Raw genomic sequence first — 25595 nt, 5'->3', positions numbered from 1 at the left:
GGCTGTGTCTTCACCTGATATTTCCCCGTAACGGGTCATTGCGGGCCTCATTATTCGCGTGCCTTAATAACCGCGTTCAATGCACAGGATGGCCGAATATTTTGTGTGTTTTTTATTAATTATTGCTTCATCTTTTACCGCGATGATATATATTAATAGTAACTGCTTTGGAATGCCGATCCGGCTGCGTTTTTATGAATGAATTCTTTATACTAAATCATGACTACAGCCTCTACATCAGCGGGCTTGGTTTTATCATTACCGCGGCCATGGTCTTTCCCCTGGCGCGTATTAAGGAAGAGACGATACCGTGGATGCATCTGGCTTTTTTCGGCCTTCTGTACGGCGTATCAGAATGGCTTGGATCTCTGGCACTGGGTTTCGGCAGCGGCCGGATTCTTCCGGTCCTCAGGGTGGCCCTGATCGGCCTGAGCTTTCTGAGCCTCCTGGAGTTCGGACGGTCCGGCATCGCGGCTATAAACAGAAGGATGCCGGGAAGATGGATTCACGCGCCCCTGGCAGCCCTGGGGCTGTGCGGGGGGATTTTCGGCCTTGACGGGATGAACGCTTCAATGCATTATTTCATGGGTTTCCCCGGGGGCCTCTGGGCGGGGTGGGTCCTATGGCGGTATCGGGTACGTTATATAAAAAGAAAGTCGATCATGGCCCTTGGCGCCATTTTACCGGTTTTGGGAGGCATGTCCATTCTCATTATGCCTCCACCGGCACCCTTCTTCCCCGCGTCGATCATCAATGAGGCGTCATTCCTGGACGCCACTGGCTTCCCCATGCATCTTCTTCAGGGCATTCTCGCTTTTTTCGCCGCCGCAATAGTATGGAGATACACATGGTCGTTACGACAGACCATTCCGGCGCCGGCAAGGCGTAAGCGCATTCTCGCCGAAGTGTCGCTGCTCATGCTGTTGATCCTTATCATTTTCGCGGGATGGGCCATTGCCGATTTCTCGGGGAAGGAAAAAGAATCCGAGGAGCGCAATGACATAGTGAAGATACTGCAAACCGGCAAGGCGTGCATTGATGCGGAAAAGGTCGCCCGGCTTACCGGGACCGCCGCCGACCTGGCCAGCCCCGATTACCGGAGTCTCAAAGAGAAGCTGGTCAAGATGAAAGGGGTCTCGGATAAAATTCGATTCTATTACCTGATGCGATTGGTGGATGACAAAGCCATATTTCTGGCCGATTCCGAACCGGTGGAATCTTCCGGGTATTCTCCCCCGGGGCAGGTCTATGATGAGCTTACCGAGGAGGCCAGGGCTATTTTTTCATCCAGGGAACCGGTTGTTCTGAATCCGGAAACGGACCGATGGGGGGCCTGGATCTCCACATCCGTGTCAATTACGGCCGAAGACGGCAGGTTTGTCGGTCTCCTGGGCTTCGATATGGACGCGGAGAGCTGGAGAAAAATGATAGAGCGCGAGCGCCTGAAGACGATCCTGAGCGTGATGCTTTTTTCCTGCATGGTGATCCTGTTTTACTCCGCCCAGCGCCGCGCCCATGAAGCCAAAGGGGTGATCCAGCTGGTGGCGGACGAGCAGTCCCTTCTTCTCGACACTATCAATACTCAGATATGGTACCTTACCGATCCGGAAACCTACGGCAGGGTCAACGAGGCCCACGCCGCCTTCCTGGGGCGCTCGGTCGACGAGGTTAACTACCACGGCCTGTGGGGGCTTTTATCTGATGAGGATGCCTGGCAGCAGGTGGAGAGCAACCAGGAGGTGTTTTCCACCGGAAAGCGCGCTGAAATGGAATCGTGGGTTATCAACGGGCAGGGGGAGCTCCGGTATGTAACCGTGGTCAAAACCCCCAAGCTGGATATGCTGGGGAACGTGGAATACCTGGTCTGTTCGGCCGAGGATATCACCGACCGCAAGCTCATCGAGGCCGAGCTGCGGATCAGCGAGGCGCGGTTCCGCAGTTACTTCGAGATGTCTCTCACCGGCATCGCCATCACCTCGGCGGACAAGCACTGGATCGAGGTCAACGACCGGCTCTGCGAGATCATGGGCCGCACCCGCGAGGATTTCCAGTCCATTACCTGGGCCGACATGACCCATCCCGACGACCTGGACGCCGACGTGCAGCAGTTCGATAGGATCCTGAAGGGCGAAATCGAGTCGTATCATATGGACAAGCGATACATCCGGAAGGACGGCGAGATTGTCTGGGCCAGCCTCGCCGTGGGCTGCGTCCGGAAGGAAAACGGCGCTGTCGATATAATACTGGCCATCATCCAGGATATCAGCGACCGGAAGCGGGCCGAAGAGGCCCTGCGGGTAAGCGAGGAGCGCTATCGCCTCATAGCCGAGAATTCTTCAGACGTGATCTGGACCATGACCCTGGACGGCCGCTTCACCTATGTGACCCCTTCGGTGACGTATCTCACCGGTTATACGCCTGAGGAGGTAATGGAAATACCCCTTGACCGATACATCGTGGCCGATTACATTCCCGACATCATGAAGGAGCTCAGGGAAGAGCTCCGGAAACCGCCCGGGGAGCGAATCCACGCCAAGACCCTTGAAGTGCAGCAGTACACCAAGGACGGATCGATAATAGATATCGAGACGACCACCAACTGGATTTTTAATGAAAAAGGCGAGCCCGTCGGCATTCAGGGTTCCACCAGGGACATCCGCAAGCGCAAGAGGGCCGAGGAGGAGCTCCGCGACAGGGAAAAGACCCTTAACGCCATAACCGGATCCGCCCAGGACGGCATCGTGATGATCGACAACGGCGGCAATGTCTCTTTCTGGAACGACGCGGCGACCCGCATACTCGGATATGAACGGGATGAGGTCATGGGGATTAACCTCCATGAGCTGATAATGCCTGACCGGTACGTTGAAGCCTACCGCATGAATTATCCCCATTTCCAGGCAACCGGGGAGGGAAACGTCGTGGGCAAGACACTGGAGCTTACGGCGAAGCGGAAGGACGGCATCGAGATTCCCGTCGATCTTTCCATGTCCTCCATGATGCTGAAGGGACGGTGGTGCGCCGTCGGCATCATTCGCGATATCACCGAGCGCAAGAGGGCCGAGGAGGCGCTGGCGAAAACGCTTGAAGAGAAGGGGATGCTGCTGCGGGAGCTCCAGCATCGCGTGAAAAACAGCTTCACCATGATGGTGGGCCTTGTCGATCTTGAATCGCACCGCATCGAAGATCCATCGACACAGCTGGTCCTCCAGCAGCTCCGGGATCGGATCATGTCCCTTTCCAACCTGTACGATCTCCTCTACCGTTCCGACGAGGTGAAGGACGTGCGTCTCGACCACTACCTGGACCAGATCTGCAGGTCCATAGTCGAATCGTATATTTCCGATAACGAGCGGATCACACTGTCCACGCAGATGGGGGAAGTGCGGGTCAAGGTGAAGTCGGCCATTCCCATCGGTCTTGCCGTGAACGAGATCCTGACCAACGCGGTGAAGTACGCCTTCCCCGAGGGCCGGGAGGGCCGGGTTACCGTAATGCTTCAGACCCGGGACGACACCCTTATCCTCGAGATCTCGGACAATGGCAGGGGTATGCAGCCAGAAACCCAAAGGAAAGCCTCAACCGGCATGGGGAGCCAGCTGATACGGTTGATGGTAAAGCAGCTCAATGGCACTCTTTCGTTAACCAGTGAAGGCGGAACGGTGTACCGCATCGAGATTCCGATGGCGAGACTGTAAGAACGGACGGTGTGGGGTCCCTCAGGGACAGATCACGATCCCCTTTGCCCATAGACATTCGCTGCAGGGCGTGCGGTTGCCGTAGCAGTCGGATCCTTCGACCGTGCGTTTGTAGCACATATCAGGCCGGTAGCAATAGGCGCAATCAGGGAAATCATAATATTGAAAATTATTCCTCAGGTCGGTAAAGGCCTCTCCTTCCCATATATCATCCAGCGACCCGGTAGAGACGCTTCCCAGTATAAACCTTGTATGAATTCTCGGCAGTCCTGAATAATAGGCCGGGTGGGTATAGGCCAGCTCGGGGCACGGGGCTATTTCGCCGTCAGCGGTAATGAAGATGGTGCCCTTTTCAATGAAGGGACAGGACCTGTTGCGGCGTCCTTTCTGATGGGCCACCCTGACCGTATATTTCCTAATCTCGCGGCGGAGCAATTTGCGCAGGTCCACCTCATGGCCGCTCCTGATGTCATAGAGGATCTCCCCGGTCATGGATTCGTCGTAAGGATACAGATTGGAGACTATGAATTGTTCGATGCCGATGGAATGGCCGTACCGGATGGTCTTTGCCATATGCCCATGATTGGTCCGGGTAGCGACGATCTGCAGCCCGATTGTCGGGAGTCTTCTTCCGGCCGAGGCTTTTTTCCCGGCCAGGGTTTCAATGTTCCTCCTGAAGAGATCGGCGCTGGCGCCGCGGCGGATCGCGGCATCGGAGCCGAATATATCGTCGTCCCAGGATACGTAGATCTCGTCAAGGGGAAGTTCGACGAGGAATGATGACATCTCCCCGGTCAGGAACGACGCGTTGGAGACAAGGACGATCTTCGTTTCAATCTCCCGGAGCGACCTCAGGTGGTCCCTGATGTGGGGGTTGCACAGCGCCTCGCCGAAGCCGAGGAGCACGATCCTCTCCGGCCCAAGGGCCTCCAGCATCAGTTTCACTTTTTTCATCAGTGCGGGTGTGAAATGTCTTTTCCTGAAATCGACGATGGTATTCCTGATGCAACTGCGGCATGACAGGTTGCAGTGAGTGGACAGCTCGAGGTAGACCTGCGAGACGCGGGGGGACACTTTCTGATTTTCGGGTCTGAAAACCAGGAAAAAATTTTCTTTCGTCTTCATGAGATAGCGCGCGTATTTATTCATGGTGAAACCGCGGCGGGATTCCGTCAATGAAATTCCGTCTCTCCTCCCAGGGGGGATCATCGCGGAGATACGGAGCATATGGGTTTCCGTAATCGGGCATGTCAGCGGGCGATCATTTCACATTATCGGGCTTCAGGCCTATGCCGCAGCACTGGACGATGTTCAGCTGCTTTTCCAGGCTTGTCCTGAGGACCGTTTCTATGCAGCCGATGAAGTCGACCACGCAGGGACAGCAGAGCCGGTAATAAATGCTGGTGCCCCGCTTTTCATCAAGGACAAGACCGGTGTTTTTCAGCACGCTCAGGTGCTTGGAGACAGTGGAGACGTCGGCACCTATCATGTCAGTGAGCTCATTCACGCACCGCTCCTGCTTGTAGAGCTCCTCGATGATGAAAAGTCGCGTTGGGTGTCCCATGGCCTTGAGTATGCTTGCTCGCGCCTCGAATTGGGGATGCAGTTTTTGTTCCATATGGATAGGCCTCCCCTCAGCAGCAGCCCGTGTTTTTCGCGTCCGGGGACGCGTCGCTGCAGCCGCAGACCGCTTCGCCGCCGGTGATCATGCTCCGGATGATGGCCGCGGCGCAGCCTACGCCGGAACCGACGGTGAGGGCGCCGAACTCGCAGTTCAGCGCGCAGGCGCCGCACTCCATGCAGAGGTCCCGGTCTGTGACCGAAGCTTTCCCGTCGTTCATCACGAACACCCCGTGGGGACAGACCTCGGTGCATTTCCCGCAGCCGGCGCATTTCTCAGCGTCATAATGAAGGGTGGTTACGTTTTTCAGGTACTTCATAGGAGCCCCCATGTCTGGATTTTATACAGGATGATAAGGATGATCGAAAGGGCCAGTCCGGCGATATAGATCGGCAGCCATATCGCGAGCTCCTTCTTGACGCCGGATATGGTCGTAAAGGTTGTCGCCCCGGTGAACTGGAGGGCCAGGTACGATGAAAGAAGCGGGAAGAGAACCAGGGCCGATGATTGGAAAAACCATGAGCTCCTCCCTGTCGGGGTCAGGAACAGGAGGGGCGCCGTCAGGGCGGCCCCCGTGATCAGCCCCTTCATGGCAAAGGAGCGGGAGGGAATGACGGGGAGCAGGGCCGGCGTCAACACGGCGCCGGCAAAGACCGCAACCAGGGTCAGGGCGAGAAAGGACCATCCCTCGAACCAGGCGTTGTAAAAGAGAATGCCCGACGGCTGGAGCCCGAACAGCGCCAGAATGATCAGGGCCGCCAGGGGAAATATTCTCATGGCCTGGTTCAGCTCCATCGGGACAAGGACCAGGCGCTCCGCCAGGCCGAAGCGGATTCTTCGCATGGACGGCATCGCATGGCGGCCCGCCGCGAAATATCCTTTAATATCCGACGCCTCGACCGGACCGAAGCAGACGGAGAACCCGGTTTTTTTCTTAACTTCCGAAGCCTTCACGCCGGTGGCGCCCAGCTGCGGAATGATGACGCGCCTGTGGGTGACAAGGCTTGAAAGGTTCGAGGCTATGATCCTTTTCACCAGCTCATCGGTTCCAAAGGTGCCCTTGCCGGCGGCGCACCAGACGTTGATGCCCCTGGTGTCGAGGACCAGGATCCACCCGTCCAGGCCCTTCAGCTCCCGCCGAAGGATATCGAAGCTGAGCTTGTAATTGGCTGACACAAAAATCTCCGATGACGCGTCCGGTTTGCCGATGGCGTAGAGCCCTGGCCTGACGATGTAATCCATTCTAAATGATGTCATCCTGGCCCGGACCTGTCCCCACCGGTCTTTTCCGGACCATTCTGCGGTGATCAGGGGTACCAGGCCCGATGGGGTGTTCAGGATACCTATTTGCCATCCGGGCCTGTCTTTTGTGATCTCTTTCAGGGAATCGGCGGCTTGCTGCCGTACAGCCATGTTTGCTCCGGGACCGGTCTGATCCCGGGGAGGAGCGCAGCAGCTCTGACCCCGGTTTGATGGCGATGCGTCATTGAGCATGGTTAAAGGTTTCATGTATCAGCACCATAAATCATTGAATATTTGGTAATATAGCCAAATTACCAAATTAAGTCAAGCGTTTTATCATCATTAATCATTAAAGAATAATAGATTTTCTGAAAAAATTTTAATCAACGAAAGGCAGGGCTGATTTATTATACTTAGTTATGCAACAAATCAAATAAAAAAATGTTCAGGTATTTGACACAAGTCAATGACCGGACATAATTTATATAGTATACTTGATGTATCATCGGCGAAGGCGGGCGCTGTGGATTGACCGGCATGATGACGGCGCCATATCACATTAATCGTGGAGGGCATGATACATGAAGGCAACGGATATTCTAAGAGAAGAACATGACTTGATTCTGGTGATGCTTCAAGTTGTAGACTCTGCCTGCGCGAGGATCGAGGAGGGAGAAGGGGCCGACCCGTCCCACCTGGCTGACATGATCGATTTCATTCAAAATTTCGCCGACCGGTGCCACCACGCCAAGGAGGAAAACCTTCTGTTCCCGGCCCTGAGAAAGACAGGCCTCGGCGGGGACAACGGGCCCATCGGGGTCATGCTGGCGGAGCACTCCGAGGGACGCTACTTCGTGAAGGGCATGAAGGAGGCGCTGGAGGAGATGAAGGCCGGCGACACCATGGCGTCGGAGCGCTTCATTGCCGATGCCGGCGGCTACGTGAAGCTCCTGGACGGCCACATCATGAAGGAAAACAACATCCTGTTCCGCATGGCCGATGAGCGCCTGACCGACACCCAGCAGAAAGAGCTGCTGGAGGGCTTTGACCGAGTGGAGCGCGAGGAGATAGGCGCCGGGGTCCATGAAAAATACCACGACATGCTGCACCGGCTCCGCGATATATATCTGCCGGTGAGGAAATAAGAGGAGGGTGCGCAATGAAAGCAAAAGTTGATCCGGCCCTCTGCACCGCCTGCGAGCTCTGCGTGCAGACCTGCCCGGAAGTGTTCAGGATGGAGGGAGACACGGCCGTCGCCTATGCCGACCCGGTGCCGTCCCGGCACGAAGAATCGGTGAAAGAGGCGGCCAATGATTGCCCGGCGGAAGCGATAAGCGTTTCGTGAAGAGTCCGCCGCGGCCACGGTGACACAAAAAACCATGATATTCGCCGGATATCATGGAACGACAATGCGTTTCGATGGGGCTAATTGATTATCTGACAACCATGGTCTCGCAGACCGATCTGTTCACCAGGTCTTTCATGAAATGATGGGTGTCCCCGAACCAGCGCCGCTGCGGCTTGTGGGGAGCGGCCACGACCAGGTCGATGGCGCGTTCAAGCTCGAACGATACGATCACGTCAACGGTGTTGCCGAAGCGGATCACCTTCACGATCTGCACCATGCGGTCGGGATCGATTTTGCCGATCATCTCATCCATCTTGTATTCCGCTTCATCACGGAGCTTGTTTTTTTCGGCCTGGAGCACCGATTCGGTGAGGCAGTAGTCAACGGCGCACTGCTCGATTTCGGGAATCACGTGGAGAAGATAAATGGTCGAGCGGAACTGCTCCCCGATGCCGAGGGCTTCGCGCAGGGCTCTGTCGGATTCGGCGGAGAAGTCTGTTGTTACCAGGATGCGTTTTGGTTTAAACATGCTGTACCTCCTTTTGTGCGGTATGGTATCGTTTTAAATATTCCCCCATGGATCCGGGGAACCGTAAAATGCAGGAGTATTATCATTGACCGGTTATCGCACGATTATTGTTTCACAGGCTGACCTGTTGACGAGGTCTTTCATGAGATGATGGGTGTCGCCCAACCATCTGCGGTGCGGCCTGTGGGTCGCGGCCATGACGAGATCGATATCGCGGTCGCGCTCGACTGCGATGATCTCGTCAACGGTGTTGCCGAAGCGGATCTCTTTCATGATCTGCACTATGGAATCCGGAGCGACCCTGCCGATCATCTCATCCATCCTGCGCGCCGCTTCATTCCGGAGCCTGCCGTGCCCTGCGGCGATGAGGGGCTCGTCCAGGGGATAGTCAAAGCCGTACTGCACCGGTTCCGGAATGACATGGAGCAGGTAGACGGTGGAGCGGAACTGCTCGCCGATGCCGACGGCCTCGCGGAGGGCTGCATCGGATTCATCGGAGAAATCGGTTGTTACCAGGATTCTTTTTGGTTTGAACATGGCGCACCTCCGTATCGTGTGATATTCAGCAGTTTCATCATTAATGTACCGGTGAGGAGGGAAGGAGTCAAGTATGTTGAATGAGCGTAATCTTGCATAATTCATGCCCGTCCGACGGAGGGCCGAATAATAGTAATAATAATTTCGAATGCAGCGAGGTATATCATGGCTTTTACGGTAAAAAACAGTATCACTTGGGCGGGTAAGGTCGACTGGGAGCTGAGAAAATTTCACGGCAATGAATATTCAACGCACCGCGGCTCTACCTATAATGCGTACCTGGTGCGGGACGAAAAAACCGCTCTCGTGGACACGGTCTGGGCGCCCTTTGCGAAGGAGTTCGTCTCGGCGCTGGAGAAGGAAATCGATCTGAAAAAAATCGATTATATCATAGCCAACCACGGCGAAATCGACCACAGCGGCTCCCTTCCGGAGCTGATGCGCCGCATACCGGACACGCCGGTTTACTGCACGGCCAACGGGGTCAAGTCGCTGAAGGGCCACTACCACGAAAACTGGAATTTCGTCACGGTGAAGACCGGCGACCGCCTGAGCCTCGGCTCAAAAGAGCTGATTTTCATAGAGGCTCCCATGCTCCACTGGCCTGATACCATGATGTGTTACCTGACCGGCGACAATGTGCTTTTCAGCAACGACGCCTTCGGACAGCATTACGCCACGAGCGGGATGTTCAATGACACGGTGGATCAGGATGAGCTCTTCGCCGAGTGCATGAAGTATTACGCCAATATCCTCACGCCCTTCAGCCCGCTGGTGACGAAAAAGATAAACGAAGTGCTCGCGTTCAAGCTGCCGGTGGACATAATCTGCCCGAGCCACGGCGTCATCTGGCGGGACAACCCGACCCAGATCATCGAGAAATACCTGGCCTGGGCCGACGCGTACCGGGAAAACCAGGTCACGATACTGTACGACACCATGTGGGGCGGAACCCGGGCCATGGCGGAGGCGATCGCCGCCGCCATCAGGGAGGCTGACAGGGATGTTGCGGTGAAGCTCTTCAACGCATCCAATACGGACAAGAACGACATCATCACGGAGGTGTTCAAGGCCAGAGCGGTGGGAGTGGGTTCCCCCACGATCAACCAGGGCATCCTGAGCTCCGTGGCGGGCCTTCTTGAGGAAATGCGGGGGCTGAAATTCAGGAACAAGAAGGCCTTCGCCTTCGGGACCTATGGGTGGAGCGGCGAGTCGGTGAAAATGATCCGGAACGGGCTCGAGTCGGCCGGCTTTGAACTCATGGGGGAGGGGGTCAAGGCTCTCTGGAACCCGGACAATGAGGCGGTGAAGGCCTGCGCTGACTTTGGCAGAAAGGTTGCCGCATCGCTGTAAGAGCCGGGCGGGCCGGGTCCGGGCCCCTTCAGCGGGGCCCCCGACCCTGTTATTCATCCGCTTGATAAGGAACGGATTTCCATGGGAATACGCCCTGTGATTCGCGCAGTGCGTGGCTTTCTATCTTTTGATACCAGGCTTTGTATTTCTGGTACAGCTCCCTCCCTAGGTCGGAGAGATGGTATCCTCCCGGAGTTTTCACCAGCAAGTTGTACCCGAGCACCTCCTCGGTCTTCTTTATTCTGCCCCACGCTGCCCGGTAGGAAATGCCCATTTTTTTTGCGGCGTTCTGGAGGGATCCGTACTTTTCGATATTCTCGATCAGCTTCGCCCTTCCCGGTCCAAGGATCATGCCCTTGTCCGATTCTATCCACACGTGAATTCTGATAACCGCCTTCAAATCTTTCATGGTGTCCCCCGGGGATTCGGATTGATGGCCGCCGCGTCATTGATTCATGTAGGGATCGCCACCCCCGCAGGCGGGGCAGAGAGGATCATCCTTCATTTTAAAGGCCTCTCCGCATTTGTTACAATTAACAACGCGGCTTCCGCTGGTTTTGCCGCCCAGCAATTCGGTCTTCATTTTCACTTTTTTCATGCTGCAGAGTCCCGCGCCGGCCTCCCTGATCTGGTCCATGAGAAGCTGGTAGTTCTGCTCTTTCTTTGTCTTGAGCTTGTAAAACCAGTTCTTGATCTCGGGCCATTGTTCCATTTTGGAAGGGTCGATGTATACCCTGATCCCCTCGCCGGTGCTCTTGTCGTAGAGGCAGATGGCGTACCTGCTAAAATCCATGATCTTAAGCCAACTGTTGCTGATGGTGCAGGGCGTCAGGAGCTGTATCGCGTCGGGAAGGCAGGTCTTGGTTTCCGATATGGCGTCGAAAAATTCACCATCGGGGAGGTTCTTCAGGGCAAGGTCGACCATGAAGCCTCCTATCAGGAGACCCGGGGCCAGACTCCCGTGGAATTCCTTCACGATTCGTATATAGTCTTCCAGACTATAGGATGCTCGCTTATTGTCATAGGTAAGCCTGTTGATGCGGATGTCGTTCATGTCATATCTCCTGTGGAAAGTGTATAAGGGAATATTGTTTATATACCATCATCGGTATCTTTGTCAAGTCTATCCGGCGACCGATGGCGGGATACCGGATGAGATGCGGCATGGCGGCGTTAACCGCCCCACGGCGACGCGGCCAGCTGTTCCCGCGACTTCCTATCATCCGAGCCTCCTGAATGCCGTGGCTTTTATCGCGGCGTATATTTTCGCGCCCCTTCGTATGCCGAGATCGTCGGCGGCCTTCCTGACGATTTCCGCGATAAGGCGCTCTTTGCCGAAAGCCAGCTCCACGCCGAGCCTTCCCCCCGTTTCGAACACGTCCGTCACCATGCACGGAAGGAGATTGCGCGCGCTTATTGCCTGTGGATGCCGCTTGCACAGTATGATCTCCGCCGATGACAGCTCGAAGAGGGACTCGGGCCGGTCATCCCCGTCGGAGATGAGCAGCTGCCGGCCGCTCCAGTCATACACGTACAGTCCGTGATGATGGCGGGGCAGCCCGGCTTTCAGGAGGTTCATGTAATGCGCCGAGTGGTCGCCCATATGGGCCCGCGCCAGTTCCTCCGCCGTCATCTGGCCTGAGATGAAACCCCGGTCGACGGTCAAAACTTGTTCCGTCATGAGCCTCGTTTCGATCAGGGAGTGCGAGATGAAGATGTACGGTATCCCGAATGTCTCGCAGGCGCTTCTCAGGAAGGGAATGATCTGGAACTTGAGGCTGTCATCGAGCCCGGATAAGGGCTCGTCCATGATGAGCAGCCGCGGATTGGAAAGAAGGGCACGGCCGATGGCGACCCGCCGGCGTTCGCCGCCGGAGAGGTTTCCCACTTCCCGGTGAAGCAGATGCTCTATCTGGAGGACCGCCAACAGGGTGTCCATTTTTATTGTCCGGCTTTCAGGGGGACAGCGACGGTAGCCGTAGAGGAGGTTGCGCTTAACGCTCATGTGGGGAAAAAGGTTGGACCGTTGAAAGACAATGCCGATGCGGCGTTTCGGGATGGGAACGCGTATACCCTTGCGGCTGTCGAAGAGGGTTTCGCCGTCGAGATGTATGGCGCCCTCGTCGGGGCTGTGTAATCCGGCGAGGATTCCCACCAGGGTCGTTTTACCGCTCCCCGAAGGCCCGAACAGGCCGATACGGTCGCCCGTGATCTCGAAATCGGCATCCAGCTTAAAGGCGCCGAATTCCTTGTACACGCCCATGGTCAGGTCCATATCAGACCGCCCGTATCGTGCGCCTGCCGATCCATTCATGGAAGATGAGGACCGCGACGGAGATGGTAATGGATACGGCGCAGAGCATCATGGCCATCGTATCGCCGTGGGGCGAGCTTACGTATTCATAAATGGCAAGGGGGATCGTCTGGGTGACGCCCGGTATGTTGCCGGCAACGATGATGGTGGCGCCGAACTCGCCGAGCCCCCGGGCGAACATGAGCACGGACCCGGAAATGATCCCCCACAGGGAAAGGGGCAGTATTATCGTTATGACAGTATCGAACCGGCCGGCCCCGAGAGTGCGCGAGGCCTGGATGAGCCCCCGGTCGATCGATTCCATGCCGACGCGGATCGACCTGACCATCAGGGGAAAGCCCACCACCGCCGTGGCTATCACCGCCGCCTTCCAGGTGAAGATAAGCTCGATGCCCAGGGGCTGAAGTATGGTTTTACCGATCCACCCGTTCCTGCCCAGGAGCAGCAGCAGCAGATACCCCACCACCACCGGCGGGAGCGTCAGGGGGAGGTTGACAAGGCCATCCAGCACAATTTTACCCCGGAATTGCCGGAACGTCATGAGGTGGGCCACGGCGAACCCGAAGGGAAGCGAGAGCAGGGTGGCCGCGGTGGCCACCTTGACGGACAGCAGTATTGCCGAATAGTCGGCTGGCGTGAAACAAGGCATCGTGTTATTGTACCTTAAAGCCGTATTTCGAAAGAACCTTCTTCGCGTTCGCGGATTGCATGAACCTATGGAAGGCGGCCGCTTCTTTTTTCCCGGCCCCTGTTATTGTAAGCGCCATCGTATAGGTTACCCGCGGGTATAATGACTGCGGCACGGTAAAAAGGACCTTCACGGTGTCGCCCATGATCTCCGCGTCGGTTTTATAGACAAAGGCCCCGTCGACTTCGCCGCGCTCCGCATACAACAGGCATTCACGAACATCCTTTGTCATCACCAGCTTACGGGCAAGCTGCTTGTCCAGTTTTTTCTTCCTGAAGGCCTCGACGGCGTACTGACCGGCGGGAACGCTCCTCGGGCTGCCGATGGCTATCCTTTTCAGTTTGACCAGATCCTCCAGCCTGGCCGCTTTTATCCCGGGTTTGGCTATGAAAACCAGTGTATTGAAGGCGAAAGTGGCGATGGTGCCGGCATCGACCAGCTTTTTTTCCCTTAGATAATCAGTCCATTCGGCATTGGCGGAGATATACAGATCACAGGGAGCGCCGTTTTCGATCTGCTTTGCCAGCGCCCCTGAGGCGCCGGTGTTTATCCGGAATGCAACAGGATGATTCTTTTTCGCGAAATTATTTGATAGTTCCGTGACTGCCTCCTTGAGGCTGGCCGCAACGGATAGGTCGATATCAGCCGCTGCGATCGGTCCGGTTGATAGGGCGAAGCAGAATACAATTAAAAAAATTACGATACTGTTCATCTTCATGATTGATCAAACTTTTTATTGATTTGCGACCAAAGAATTTTCACCACCGAAATCCGATCCAAGCCAAGAAGCGTATGGATGCTGTTAGATATCCATGGGGATGAGGTACGCTAGGAGAAAATAATTATATATATTGACACATGTTTATTATAACATAGAATGTCAATCAATAATAGCACTATTTATGATTATTTATTATTATTTGGAGCTATTTATCCAACTAAACTATATCAAATCTTTGCATATTTATTTTTAACATGATACATCAATGAAAATGTCATGTTAAAATTAACATAATATAATGAATGAATATTAAAAAATAACTATTGACGATGTCACCCGTCGCAATTTCATTGTAATAGATTCATGACCAAAAATGTGACTGTCATGAAAAAGTATGATACAGAAGTTCCATTGAAAACAAGTCTTGGAGGAGAGTATGAGTGAGACTTTTATCCTAAACGGAATAGAAACCGCCTTTAAAGAAGGACAGACAATACTGGAAGCGGCCCGGACGAGCGGGGTATACATCCCCACCCTCTGTAACCTGAAGGGCTCCACCCCGACCGGCGCGTGCCGTATCTGCCTGGTCGATGTCAAAGGCGCCCGGTCCCTGATGGCTTCCTGCTCCACGCCGGTCACCCCCGGAATGGAGGTTATCACGGACAACGAGCGGATCCACACGTCAAGGAAAATGACCATCGAGCTGCTCCTGGCCAGCGGCCACCATGACTGCATTGTCTGCGAGGCCAACGGAAGCTGCAGCCTCCAGGACCTGGCCTATCAGTATAAGATAACCGAGTTGAAGTTTCCTCAAAAGAAGGAATTTCCTGCCACTGAGGACAGCAATCCCTTCATTATCCGCGACTTCAGCCGCTGCATCCTCTGCGGTAAGTGCGTACAGGCCTGCAATGAGGTCGTCGTCAACCGGGCGATATCGCAGGGCTATCGCGGCCCCAAAAGCAAGATCGTCACCGGCGGCGATTCGACTTACCTGGACAGCGACTGCGTCTTCTGCGGGCAGTGCGTCCAGGTCTGCCCGGTGGGCGCCCTGATCGAAAAGAAGGGGAAGGGCAAGGGAAGGCCCTGGGAGACCCAAAAAATACGCACCACCTGCCCATACTGCGGCGTTGGATGCCAGCAGCTCCTCCATGTCAAGGACGGTAAAATCACCAAGGTGACCGCCGTGGAGGACGCCGAGCCCAATCAGGGAAGGCTTTGCGTCAAGGGGCGCTTCGCCTACGATTTCATATATTCCGAAGAAAGGCTTAAAACCCCCCTCATACGGGAAAAGAACGGGGAGTTCCGCACGGCGTCCTGGGATGAGGCCCTGGACCTCGTCGCCTCGAAATTCAAGGGGATCATCGCGAAGGACGGCCCCGACGCCATAGCCGGCGTCAGCTGCGCCAGGAGCATAAACGAAGACTCCTACCAGATGCAGAAGCTGTTCCGCGCGGCCTTCGGCACGAACAATATCGATCACTGTGCCCGAACTTGACACGCTCCGACTGTCGCCGGTCTGGCGACCTCTTTCGGCTCCGGAGCAATGACGAATTCATTCGCACATTTTAAAAACGCCAAGATGATCATGGTTGTCGGTTCCAACATGACCGAGGCCCATCCCGTCGCTTCCACCTTCGTCAAGGATGCGGTTCTCGACGGCGGACGGCTCATCGTCGTCGATCCCCGGCGGACGGACCTCTGCGATTTCGCGGAGCTCCACGTTCCCCTCAAGGTCGGCTCTGACGTGGCTTTTTTCAACGGCCTGATGAACGTCCTGATAACAGAGAATCTCTATGACAAGAACTACGTGGATTCCTTCACCACGGGATTTGACGAGCTTAAAAAGAAGGTGATGGAATACCCGCCGGAAAAGGCGGCGGAGATCAGCGGCGTGTCCGCCGATATGATCCGTGACGTGGCCCGGCGCATGGCCTCCGTTAAGCCCGCCGCGCTCATGTACACCCTGGGTATCACGGAGCACGTATGCGGCGTCAACAACGTCATGTCCTGCGCCAACCTCCAGATGCTTCTCGGCAATGTCGGTTTCGAGCTCGGCGGCGTCAACCCCCTGCGGGGCCAGAACAACGTCCAGGGCGCCTGCGACATGGGCGCCCTGCCCAATGTCTTCCCCGGGTACCAGAAGGTGGACAACGCCGAGGCCCGGCAGAAATTCGAGAAGGCCTGGAACGTCGCGAAGCTTCCCGACAAGCCGGGGATCATGATACCCCAGATGCTCGATGGGCTCATTTCCGGCAAGGTAAAGGGGTTCTATGTCTTCGGAGAAAACCTGGCCAATACCGAGCCGGACATCAAGCATGTGGAGCACTGCTTGGAATCGGCGGAGTTCCTTGTATGCCAGGACATCTTCCTTACGGAAACGACGCGCTTCGCCCATGTCGTCCTCCCGGCCGCGGCCTGGAGCGAGAATGACGGGACCTTTACCAGCAGCGAGCGCCGGGTCAACCGCGTACGCACGGCAAGCAAGGCCCCCGGCGAGGCCAAGCCGAACTGGTGGATATTCCGGGAGATCGCCCGCAGGATGGGCCATACCTGGGTATCGGACAGCGGGCAGGAGATATGGGACAACGAGGTGTCTCAGCTGGCACCGTCCCTCGCGGGCATCAAGTTCGCGAGAATCGAAAACGACGGACTCCAGTGGCCTTGCCCGAACGTGGAGCATCCGGGCACGGCCTTCCTGCACCGGGACGGCCATTTCACGAGCGGCAAGGGCGTGCTGAAGGCCATCGATTGGATACCGCCGGCGGAAGTTCCGGACAAGGAATATCCCATGGTTCTCTCCACGGGCCGCCGTCTCTATCATTATCATACGCGGACCCAGACAGGGCGATGCGAAGGGATCAATGTCCTTCTCCCCGAGGAAACGGCGGATATTTCCCCGGCCGACGCCAGGGAAAAAGGCATCGAACATGGCGAAAAGATCTCGGTGAAATCGCGCCGGGGCGAGGTCGTTGTCAGGGCCAATGTGACGGACCAGGTGCCGAAGGGACTCGTCTGGATGGCCTTCCATTTCCGGGAAGGGTGCGCCAACTGGTTGACAAACCCGGCCTTCGATCCCACTACCAAGACGGCGGAATACAAGGCCTGCGCCGTGAGAATCGATAAGCTGGGATAAGCATTAATCCGAACCGGCATTGAGCCGGGAGTCAGAATAGTACTGGAATTACAGCGCGCCATGCCGGCATAGATTGCCGGCATGGCGTTTTTTTACATTGTTTCGTTATCCCACTGAATCACATTCATCCCGATTTCCATCGATACAACCTGGCTTTTATTAATGTGACACATCAAGCAATGTGTTAATTATAACAGAACATATATAAATAATTGACCTGTTAATATTAACATATTTGCACAAATGACTATTAAAAAATTAATATTGACAATAACACTTTCTACAAATTTGTTAGTATTCATACGTCCTATTATTAAGAAACAAAAACTTCCAGGAGGTTTTAGAATGAAGTATACGCGCCGGGATTTGCTGAAGATGGCCGGCGCCGGGGCCGGGGTGGTAGCCCTGGGCGGCCTTGGCGTGAATTTACTGGTCACGGAATCATACGCTAAAAAACTTAAAATAAAAGGGGCAAAGGAAGTCATATCGATATGTCCATTCTGTTCCGTAAGCTGCCATTTTATAGCCCATGTCAAATGCGGCGAAGTGGTAAGCACAGAAGGCGATCCGGGCTATCCTGTCAGTGAAGGCGCCCTGTGCGCGAAGGGGTCGACGATGCTGTCGATGATAAACAGCGACCACCGCGTGCTGAAGCCCCTGTACCGCGCTCCCTTCAGCGACAAGTGGGAAGAGAAGAGCTACGGCTGGATGGTCGAGCAGGTCGCCCGCCGTATCAAGACCACGCGAGACAAGCATTTTATTGAAAAGAACGCCGCCGGTCAGACGGTCAACCGTCTGGAGGCGATGTTTCACGCCGGCTCCTCCCAGATGAGCAATGAGGAAGCCTCGGTAGTGGTCCAGGCGCAGCGCGCCCTGGGTATCGTCAATATGGATCACCAGGCCCGTATTTGACACAGCCCCTCTGTCGCCAGTTTGGCGGAATCATTTGGACGGGGCGCAATGACGAATCACTGGATCGATATCAAGAACACCGACTGCTGTCTCATCATCGGCAGCAATGCCGCCGAGCACCATCCCATCTGCTTCAAGTGGGTCATGAAGGCTAAAGAGGAAAGGGGTGCCGTGATCATCCACGTTGACCCGAAGTTCTCCCGGACCTCCGCGCGGTCAGACTTCCATGTTCCCCTCCGTTCGGGAACGGACATCGCCTTCATGGGCGGGATGATCAACTACATTCTCGAGAAAAACTTGTATTTCAAAGAATATGTCAATGACTATACCAACGCCTCCTTCATCGTGGGCCCGGGATACAACTTCAACAACGGCCTCTTCGCGGGCTATGATCCCAAGACCAGGATCTACAACAAGAAGGACTGGCAGTTCGAGCTGGACGACAAGGGCAACGTGAAGAAAGACCCGACCCTCCAGAACCCGCGCTGCGTCATGCAGATACTGCGCAGGCACTACGCGCGGTATACCGTCGGGAAGGTTTCGGAAATCACCGGCGTGTCGGCGGAGAACCTCCAGAAGGTGTATGAAGCTTATGCGGCGACGGGGAAACCGGACAAGGCGGGAACGATCCTCTACGCCCTGGGCTGGACCCAGCACACCGTGGGCGTGCAGAACATCCGCACCAGCGGCATCATCCAGCTCCTCCTCGGCAATGCAGGCATAGCGGGCGGGGGAGTCCAGGCGCTCAGGGGCGAGCCGAACGTACAGGGGACCACGGACCATGCGATCCTCTATAATGTTCTGCCAGGATATTTACCGCTTCCGAGGGCAGCCATGAAGACCCTTGCCGATTATAACAAGGCGACCACGCCGGTGAGCAAGGAGCCGGAAAGCGTCAACTGGTGGCAGAACAGGCCCAAGTACATGGTAAGCTTCCTCAAGGCCTATTTCGGCAAGAAAGCCACCAAGGAGAATGATTTCGGCTACGGCTGGCTCCCGAAGGGCGATCCCGCGAAGAGCGAGCATGACGGCGACTACTCCTACATGTATCTTTTCGATAAGATGATGAAGGGGGAAATAAAGGGCGGGTCCATCTGGGCCACCAACTCGGCCAACACACTGCCCAATACGAACAAGAACAGAAAGGCGCTGGCCAACCTCGATTTCCTCTACATGGCGGAGATACACCAGAATGAAACGACCGATTTCTGGCACGGTCCCGGCGTTGACCCGAAGAAGGTCAAGACCGAGGTGTTCCTCTTCCCCTCCTGCCACCGGGCCGAGAAAGAGGGAAGCATCAGCAACAGCGGACGCCTGATACTCTGGCACAACAAGGCGACGGATCCGCGGGGCAAGTCCAGGTCCATGGGTCAGATCATGATCGATATCATGAATGAGGTCATAGATTTATATGATGACGAAGGAGGCAAGTTCCCCGAGCCTATCGTCAACCTGAACTGGTACAAGAAATATGATGCCGAAGAAATCGCGAAACGGATAAACGGCCAGTTTACCAGCGGTCCCAATAAAGGGAAACAGCTCTCTGGCTTCACTGATTTTGCCGATGACGGCTCCACCGCGTCTCTCAACTGGCTCTATGCCGGGAGCTTCACCAGCGAGGACGGCAACAGGATGAAGCGGAGAAGCCTGAAGCAGACACCGCTCCAGAAGGCGATCGGGATATTCCCGAACTTCGCCTGGTGCTGGCCCATGAACAGGTGGATCCTCTACAACAGGGCCTCTGTCGACAGGAACGGCCAGCCCTGGGATCCTTCCCGTACGGTCATCCGCTGGGACGGCATGAAATGGGAGGGCGATGTTCCAGACGGCGGAGCGCCCCCCCTGGCGGTCAAGGGCGGCAAGAATCCCTTTATCATGCTCAAGGACGGCCTGGGACAGCTCTTCGGATCTGGCCTGGTCGATGGCCCCCTCCCGGAGCATTACGAGCCGGTGGAGACCCCGGTACGGAACCACGGCTTCTCCGGGCAGCTCAGCAATCCCTGCGCCAAGATCGTCGCGAGCGACATGGACAAGATCGCGGCGCCGGCGGACCCGAACTACCCCATCGTGCTCACCACCTACAGCATGACCGAGCACTGGTGCGGCGGCAGCGAGACCAGGAACGTGCCGTCCCTGCTTGAGGCGGAGCCGATGCTCTACGTGGAGATGAGCCAGGAGCTGGCAGCCGAGAAGGGGATCAAGAACGGCGATCCGGTTATCGTGGAAAACATCCGCGGCAGGGTCGAAGCGGTGGCGATGGTTACGGTACGGATGACGCCATTGCGGATCCAGGGCAGGATTATCCACCTGGTGGGCATGCCCTTCGCCTTCGGATGGACGAAGAAAGGCATCGGCGACGCGACGAACCGCCTGACGATCTGGGCCGGAGACCCCAACACCTCGATACCGGAGTACAAGGCCTGCTGCGTTAACGTCAGGAAGGCCGACAAGGTCACCGAATTATCATACAAGGAAATAAAATCGGGAGGACACCATGTCTAAGACATTTTTTATAGACACATCAAGATGCACCGCGTGCAGGGGATGCCAGGTCGCGTGCAAGGAGTGGCAGGGATTCCCGGCGAATTACACGACGCAGCTCGGGTGGGGGAGCCACCAGAATCCTCCCGATCTCAACTGCTTCAATTACAAGGTGGTCAAGTTCACCGAATTCAAGATACAGGACCGGGTGTTCTGGAACTTCTTCCCGGACCAGTGCCGTCATTGCACCGAGCCTCCCTGCAAGGTGGCGGCCGACGGCGAGATAAAAGGCGCGGTTGTTATCGACCAAAGGACGGGAGCCGTCATCTTCACCGAGAAGACGAAAAAGATATCGAAAAAAGGTTTTCTTCAGATGAAGGAATACTGTCCCTACAACGTGCCGCGCCGGAACGAAAAATCCGGCATCATCAACAAGTGCGACATGTGCCTTGAGCGCGTTGAAGCAGGACTTATTCCGATGTGCGTCAAGACCTGTCCCACCGGCGCCATGAGCTTCGGCGAAAGGGATGAAATGGTCGCCAGGGCGAATAAGAGGCTTGCCGTGGTTAAAAAGGAATTCCCCGAAGCCTCGCTCCTTGACGCTGACAGCGTTCGGGTGATCTATCTCATCACCCATAAGCGCGAAACGTATCAGCACAATGCGATGATGGACAAGCAGCCGGATAGCGCGTCTCTTGCGTAGCGGCATACGGCGAAAAAGGGAGCGGTGTGAGCACGATGCCAGTTCAAGCGGTGAATAACCATGCTGTAATAACTCCTGACTTCATCAGCAGGGCTGTTGATGAAGTCAGGAGGTTAAAACCGGATTACGGGCTCCTGCTGGGCCTGTATGAAAAGATATTCGTCGAGCAGGAGAATGCCAGGAGCGGCATAGATCTGGCGGATTACGTGATCCCGGATGAGGTTTTGTCGGCAAAGGCGAAGGGACAATTTCCGCTGGTTACCATTCCCGAGTTCATCATTGACGAGAAATCGGCCGGCGCGCTTCTCGCTAAAATCTGCGAGATCCTCGCCGGGGCCGACGATGAGATCTCAGGGACCGCGAAAAAGATCGGCGGCGCCGTTGAAAGCAAGCGAATAATCCCGGCGGATCTTTTCCCCGCTTTCCTCAGTGAAAATGACGCTGTCATCAAATCCATTGGGAATGAGTTCGACATCGACGCGACCATCCTCGACTTCGTGGTATACAACAGCCTCAAGCCGTCCCTGGTCGAGTTCGCCGGGATGATGTCCCGGTATCTCAATACGGATAATGAATGGGACAGGGGCTACTGCCCGGTCTGCGGGTCGATGCCCGAGCTGTCAATCTTCGAAGAAAACGGGAAACGCTCTCTCCTCTGCGGTTTCTGCGGCCACAGGTGGAATTCGAAAAGGGTTTTCTGTCCGTTTTGCGAGAACACCGACCATGAGACCCTCCGCTACTTTGAAATCGAGGACGAGGAAGAATACCGGGTCGAAGTATGCGACAAGTGCAAGAGGTTCATCAAGACAGTGAACACGCAAAAGCTGTCGCGGCCGGTGTATCTCCCGCTGGAATGCATAGCAACGCCGTATATTGATGTAAGATTCGATGAGATGGGTTATAGAAACGGGAATGTGTCGGTCGATCGATAACGTTACCGATGGCACGAAGTCCGGCTTGCGGATCACCGGTTGTTATTAAAACAGTTTACTTATTGAAATAAAGCAGAGGGAGTACTTCCATGAATCGTTCATCATTGATCGTTGTCATTATTGTAGCGCTATGCATAGGACTGGTCATCGGTATATCAATGAAATCATGCAATTACGCACAGGCGGATGAGGCCACGCCGATCCCCTTCATCCATAAAACTCATATCGAGGAATATGGTATCAAGAACTGCGGCACATGCCACAAGTATGATAAGATTGGAAGATTCCAGGGACTTCCGACGATCGGTGAATGCACGGCGTGCCATTCCCGGGACGGCGAATTGATCAACAAGGATCACATGTCCCCGAGAAAGAAAACCATGTTTGACGCGTACACGGACAAGGACAGGCCCTGGACCTCCAGGGCGAAAAAGCAGGAACTCGTGTATTACAGCCACAAGGTCGCGGCGTCGGCCACAATGGCTGACGGAAGTATCAAGTTGCGATGCGTCTCGTGCCATGGCGATAAAGCCACTCCCGCCGCTGCAACGAAGCTGGAGGGCAAGCAATTGATGGATCAATGCATGGATTGTCATGCGGCTCGTAAGCTTGTCAACGCGTGCGTTTTCTGCCACAATTGAGATAAGCATATTCAACAACTAGTGAAGAAAATATTAAAAAAGTAATAAACGATGGATTTGCCGTTTTTAACTTTTTTAAAATTCAGAAAATACTTTGTTCGTTTTATCTGAACTGGAGACAATATCGGCACAGTACCTCGATGTATATCTCGTCGATGCGGGGTGTCACCCGGGAAATGCCGCAATTGATCGTTAAAAGTATTGACATATAGCGATCCGTATATCTGACTTGTTCTAATACGATAAGCGTTATTATAAATAAGAATAGATTATCAGGAGAATACCCGTGAAACGCACAGTATGGTTTTTTTTGATACCTTTTATAATCTGTACATGGTTTTTCTTCGGCATCTCTAAGAAATCATGCAATAACATAATGCAGGCGGATGCCGTCAAAAGCATACCATTCATGCACAAGACGCATATTGAAAAATATGACATCAGTGACTGTGAAACATGCCACAAGTATGACGAAAACGGAAGGTTTCAGGGCCTTCCGACCGTCGGCGAGTGCACGCAGTGCCATGCCCGTGACGGCCAGCTTACGAACAACGACCACAAATCCCCGAGAAGGAAAAGCATGTTTGATTCATTCAAGGATACCGATAAACCATGGACCTCCTGGGCAAAACAACCGGACCTCGTCTATTTCAGCCACAAGGTCGTCATGACGGCGAAATTTGAAGACGGCAAATTGAAGGCCCGGTGCGGATCATGCCATGGCGACAAAGCGTCGTCCACCACTACGGCCATGATCAAGGGAAAAATGCTGATGGGCCAGTGCGAGGATTGTCATACCGCCCTCGGCATCAGCAACAAGTGCGCGGTATGCCACGACTGATGCCGGGAATAATCCCGGAGGCTTGTAAACTCACATTGAGCCATGTAGTCCCCCTCCGGGGATGAGAGCGCGAAAACATCATGCGACAAAATACCCCGCAGCTTGCTGCGGGGTATTTTATTCTCCCGCCGGGCGTTAAAAAAATATTTGAAAAAAAATCATAGTGTCGTATGACGTGTCTCATTGACAGTCGAAAATGAGATTATGAGAGATTCAAAGGAGATGGTGATGTCAAAAACAGCGGACACCAGAAAAGATGCAAAAAAGAAACCGGCCAAGACCGCCAAAGAAAAGAAGCTCGCGAAACAGGAAAAGAAGAAAGGCAAAAACAGCTGAGCAGTTCATTGACCGCGCATTATCATTGTTCCTCCTGTCCTGACCGAAGCGTCACCATGAGCTTTGATGCAGTCGATAGCTTCAAAAAGATTTTCGAGCCCCGCAGTATCGCCATCATCGGCGTGGCAACCAAGGGTTTTGGTTTCGGCAGGGGTATCCTTTTGTCCCTGCTGGCCTACGGTTATTCCGGGACCCTGTACCCTGTCAACCCCAAGGGCGGTGAAATCAAGGGCCTGCCGATCTATAAAAGCGTGGAGGATATTCCGGGCATGATCGATTTCGGCATCATCGCCGTCCCCGCCCCCGATGTGCCCGATGCCGTGGAGGCCTGCAGGAAAAAAGGCGCGGCCGCCGTGGAGATCCTTTCATCGGGCTTCACGGAAACCGGCGCACCCGAGGGCGCCCGGCTGGAAGAGCGGCTGTCGGAAATCGCGAAGACGGGCATCCGCATCATCGGCCCGAACTGCTTTGGCGTTCACACTCCCCGGGGCGGGCTAACCTTCCTGCCCGGCCCCGATCTTTCGCGCGACCCCGGCTCCGTGGCCTTTATCTCGCAGAGCGGCGGCCATTCCATCGATTTCGCCCACATGGGCCGATGGAAAGGGGTCGCCTTCAGTAAAATGATAAGCCTGGGCAACGGCATCGACCTCAGGGAAACGGAGCTGCTGCGCTACCTCGCCGACGACCCGGAAACCGAGATCATCGGCATGTACATCGAAGGCGTGAGGGACGGGAAGGCCTTTTTTCACGCTCTCCGCGACGCGGCCTCGCGAAAGCCGGTCATTATCCTCAAGGGGGGGCTGTCGGAATCGGGGAGCCGGGCCGTCCTGAGCCACACCGCCTCCATGGGCGGAAGCTCGGTGATCTGGAAATCGGTGATACGCCAGTGCAACGCGATCCAGGCCTATGACCTCCATGAGCTCTCCGATTATGCCCTGGCGTTCTCAATGCTTCCCCACGGGGAGTATCGCAATGTTTCAATCGTGGGAGGCGGCGGGGCCCTTGGGGTCTCCGCAGCCGACATGGCGGAACAGTACGGCATGAGGATCCCGGAGCTTGCCGCCGATATCCGGGAGGAGATCGATTCCCTGCTGCCGAAGCCCGGCTCCAGCGCGCGCAATCCCATCGACATAGCCAATCCCTATGTCACACCGGAGGTGCTGCGCGAGATACTGGTGAAGGCGGCGCGGGATGACGCCATCGATGCCCAGATCGTGATCCAGCTCCTGTACCACTACAAGGCCCTTGCCATCAGCTACGGCGCAGCATCGGTGAAGCCCCTCACTCCTTTCAGGGAGCTGGCGGAAACAATCGGCGATGTCGTCAGGACCACGAATAAGCCGGTCATCATGGTGCTGCCGGACCTCAAGCAGGAGCTGGAGTCTATGGAGGTGACCGAGATGATCAGGGAAACCAGGAAGATCCTCACCGCCATGAAGATCCCTGTCTTTAACGATCTCCACAGCGCCGTGAGGTCCCTTCACGCTCTCTCGACCTATGCGAGAAAAAAACAGGTCCGCCAGGCATAAGGGAACCTCGAAAAATCAAGCTGAACAACCTTCTTT

22 protein-coding genes are annotated in these 25595 nt (G+C 55.2%); 11 read left to right on the top strand and 11 right to left on the bottom strand.

Annotation, left to right across the window (positions count from 1 at the left end; genetic code table 11):
- The first annotated feature begins 194 nt into the window (after positions 1-194).
- The gene (locus KA369_00350) at positions 195-3698 is read left to right on the top strand and encodes a PAS domain S-box protein (protein MBP7734396.1); all 3504 of its coding nucleotides are present in this window, start codon (positions 195-197) and stop codon (positions 3696-3698) included.
- A 21-nt stretch (positions 3699-3719) separates the two neighbouring features.
- Here KA369_00350 and KA369_00345 read toward each other — a convergent pair whose 3' ends face one another.
- The 4 genes from KA369_00345 to KA369_00330 all read right to left on the bottom strand — a co-directional run bounded on the left by KA369_00345 (position 3720) and on the right by KA369_00330 (position 6732).
- The gene (locus KA369_00345) at positions 3720-4847 is read right to left on the bottom strand and encodes an SPASM domain-containing protein (GenBank protein ID MBP7734395.1); all 1128 of its coding nucleotides are present in this window, start codon (positions 4845-4847) and stop codon (positions 3720-3722) included.
- 112 nt (positions 4848-4959) lie between these two features.
- Entirely contained in the window at positions 4960-5316 is a 357-nt protein-coding gene (locus tag KA369_00340) for a winged helix-turn-helix transcriptional regulator (protein ID MBP7734394.1), read from the bottom strand.
- Positions 5317-5332: 16 nt separating this feature from the next.
- The gene (locus KA369_00335) at positions 5333-5638 is read right to left on the bottom strand and encodes a 4Fe-4S binding protein (GenBank protein ID MBP7734393.1); all 306 of its coding nucleotides are present in this window, start codon (positions 5636-5638) and stop codon (positions 5333-5335) included.
- Positions 5635-6732, bottom strand: a complete 1098-nt coding sequence (locus KA369_00330) for an acetyl-CoA synthase subunit gamma (protein ID MBP7734392.1) — start codon at positions 6730-6732, stop codon at positions 5635-5637. The genes KA369_00335 and KA369_00330 overlap by 4 nt, the downstream gene beginning before the upstream one ends.
- Positions 6733-7142: 410 nt before the next feature.
- On the opposite strand from KA369_00330, the gene KA369_00325 reads away from it, so the two are divergent.
- Complete coding sequence (locus KA369_00325) at positions 7143-7706, top strand: hemerythrin domain-containing protein (protein ID MBP7734391.1); 564 nt, start codon at positions 7143-7145, stop codon at positions 7704-7706.
- A 14-nt stretch (positions 7707-7720) separates the two neighbouring features.
- Complete coding sequence (locus KA369_00320; protein MBP7734390.1) at positions 7721-7906, top strand: ferredoxin; 186 nt, start codon at positions 7721-7723, stop codon at positions 7904-7906.
- Positions 7907-7994: 88 nt separating this feature from the next.
- Here KA369_00320 and KA369_00315 read toward each other — a convergent pair whose 3' ends face one another.
- Together KA369_00315 and KA369_00310 are read right to left on the bottom strand one after the other, a co-directional pair.
- Positions 7995-8438 carry a universal stress protein gene (locus KA369_00315; GenBank protein ID MBP7734389.1) on the bottom strand — a complete coding sequence of 148 codons (444 nt, stop codon included), beginning with the start codon at positions 8436-8438 and terminating at the stop codon, positions 7995-7997.
- A 93-nt stretch (positions 8439-8531) separates the two neighbouring features.
- Complete coding sequence (locus KA369_00310) at positions 8532-8975, bottom strand: universal stress protein (protein ID MBP7734388.1); 444 nt, start codon at positions 8973-8975, stop codon at positions 8532-8534.
- Between the two features lie 165 nt (positions 8976-9140).
- Between KA369_00310 and KA369_00305 the strand changes: the two genes are divergently transcribed.
- Positions 9141-10328 carry an anaerobic nitric oxide reductase flavorubredoxin gene (locus KA369_00305; GenBank protein ID MBP7734387.1) on the top strand — a complete coding sequence of 396 codons (1188 nt, stop codon included), beginning with the start codon at positions 9141-9143 and terminating at the stop codon, positions 10326-10328.
- A 49-nt stretch (positions 10329-10377) separates the two neighbouring features.
- Here the strand turns inward: KA369_00305 and KA369_00300 are convergent, their stop codons facing one another.
- From KA369_00300 to modA, 5 genes are all read right to left on the bottom strand, one after another.
- Positions 10378-10737, bottom strand: a complete 360-nt coding sequence (locus KA369_00300; protein ID MBP7734386.1) for a LysR family transcriptional regulator — start codon at positions 10735-10737, stop codon at positions 10378-10380.
- 36 nt (positions 10738-10773) lie between these two features.
- The gene (locus tag KA369_00295; GenBank protein MBP7734385.1) at positions 10774-11382 is read right to left on the bottom strand and encodes a tRNA CCA-pyrophosphorylase; all 609 of its coding nucleotides are present in this window, start codon (positions 11380-11382) and stop codon (positions 10774-10776) included.
- Between the two features lie 165 nt (positions 11383-11547).
- Positions 11548-12603 (bottom strand): molybdenum ABC transporter ATP-binding protein, encoded by a 1056-nt coding sequence (gene modC, locus KA369_00290; protein MBP7734384.1) that lies wholly within the window; start codon positions 12601-12603, stop codon positions 11548-11550.
- Position 12604: 1 nt separating this feature from the next.
- Complete coding sequence (modB, locus tag KA369_00285; GenBank protein MBP7734383.1) at positions 12605-13291, bottom strand: molybdate ABC transporter permease subunit; 687 nt, start codon at positions 13289-13291, stop codon at positions 12605-12607.
- Between the two features lie 4 nt (positions 13292-13295).
- Positions 13296-14042 (bottom strand): molybdate ABC transporter substrate-binding protein, encoded by a 747-nt coding sequence (gene modA, locus KA369_00280; protein ID MBP7734382.1) that lies wholly within the window; start codon positions 14040-14042, stop codon positions 13296-13298.
- A gap of 445 nt (positions 14043-14487) precedes the next feature.
- Between modA and fdhF the strand changes: the two genes are divergently transcribed.
- From fdhF to KA369_00245, 7 genes are all read left to right on the top strand, one after another.
- A complete protein-coding gene (fdhF, locus tag KA369_00275; protein ID MBP7734381.1) occupies positions 14488-17184 on the top strand; it encodes a formate dehydrogenase subunit alpha in 2697 nt (898 codons plus the stop codon).
- Between the two features lie 345 nt (positions 17185-17529).
- Positions 17530-20598 carry a formate dehydrogenase-N subunit alpha gene (fdnG, locus tag KA369_00270; protein ID MBP7734380.1) on the top strand — a complete coding sequence of 1023 codons (3069 nt, stop codon included), beginning with the start codon at positions 17530-17532 and terminating at the stop codon, positions 20596-20598.
- Positions 20591-21280, top strand: a complete 690-nt coding sequence (locus tag KA369_00265; protein ID MBP7734379.1) for a formate dehydrogenase — start codon at positions 20591-20593, stop codon at positions 21278-21280. The genes fdnG and KA369_00265 overlap by 8 nt, the downstream gene beginning before the upstream one ends.
- Positions 21281-21315: 35 nt before the next feature.
- Positions 21316-22212 carry a formate dehydrogenase accessory protein FdhE gene (locus tag KA369_00260; protein MBP7734378.1) on the top strand — a complete coding sequence of 299 codons (897 nt, stop codon included), beginning with the start codon at positions 21316-21318 and terminating at the stop codon, positions 22210-22212.
- 89 nt (positions 22213-22301) lie between these two features.
- A complete protein-coding gene (locus tag KA369_00255; GenBank protein ID MBP7734377.1) occupies positions 22302-22853 on the top strand; it encodes a cytochrome c3 family protein in 552 nt (183 codons plus the stop codon).
- Positions 22854-23139: 286 nt separating this feature from the next.
- The gene (locus tag KA369_00250) at positions 23140-23694 is read left to right on the top strand and encodes a cytochrome c3 family protein (GenBank protein ID MBP7734376.1); all 555 of its coding nucleotides are present in this window, start codon (positions 23140-23142) and stop codon (positions 23692-23694) included.
- 392 nt (positions 23695-24086) lie between these two features.
- Positions 24087-25559 (top strand): CoA-binding protein, encoded by a 1473-nt coding sequence (locus KA369_00245; GenBank protein MBP7734375.1) that lies wholly within the window; start codon positions 24087-24089, stop codon positions 25557-25559.
- The last annotated feature ends 36 nt before the right edge of the window (positions 25560-25595 follow it).

Source organism: Spirochaetota bacterium, from assembly GCA_017999915.1.
In the GTDB taxonomy this organism is placed as follows: Bacteria; Spirochaetota; UBA4802; order UBA4802; family UBA5550; genus RBG-16-49-21.
The sequence above is the reverse complement of the archived record's forward strand: the minus strand, read 5'-3'. Positions and strand labels throughout refer to the sequence as shown.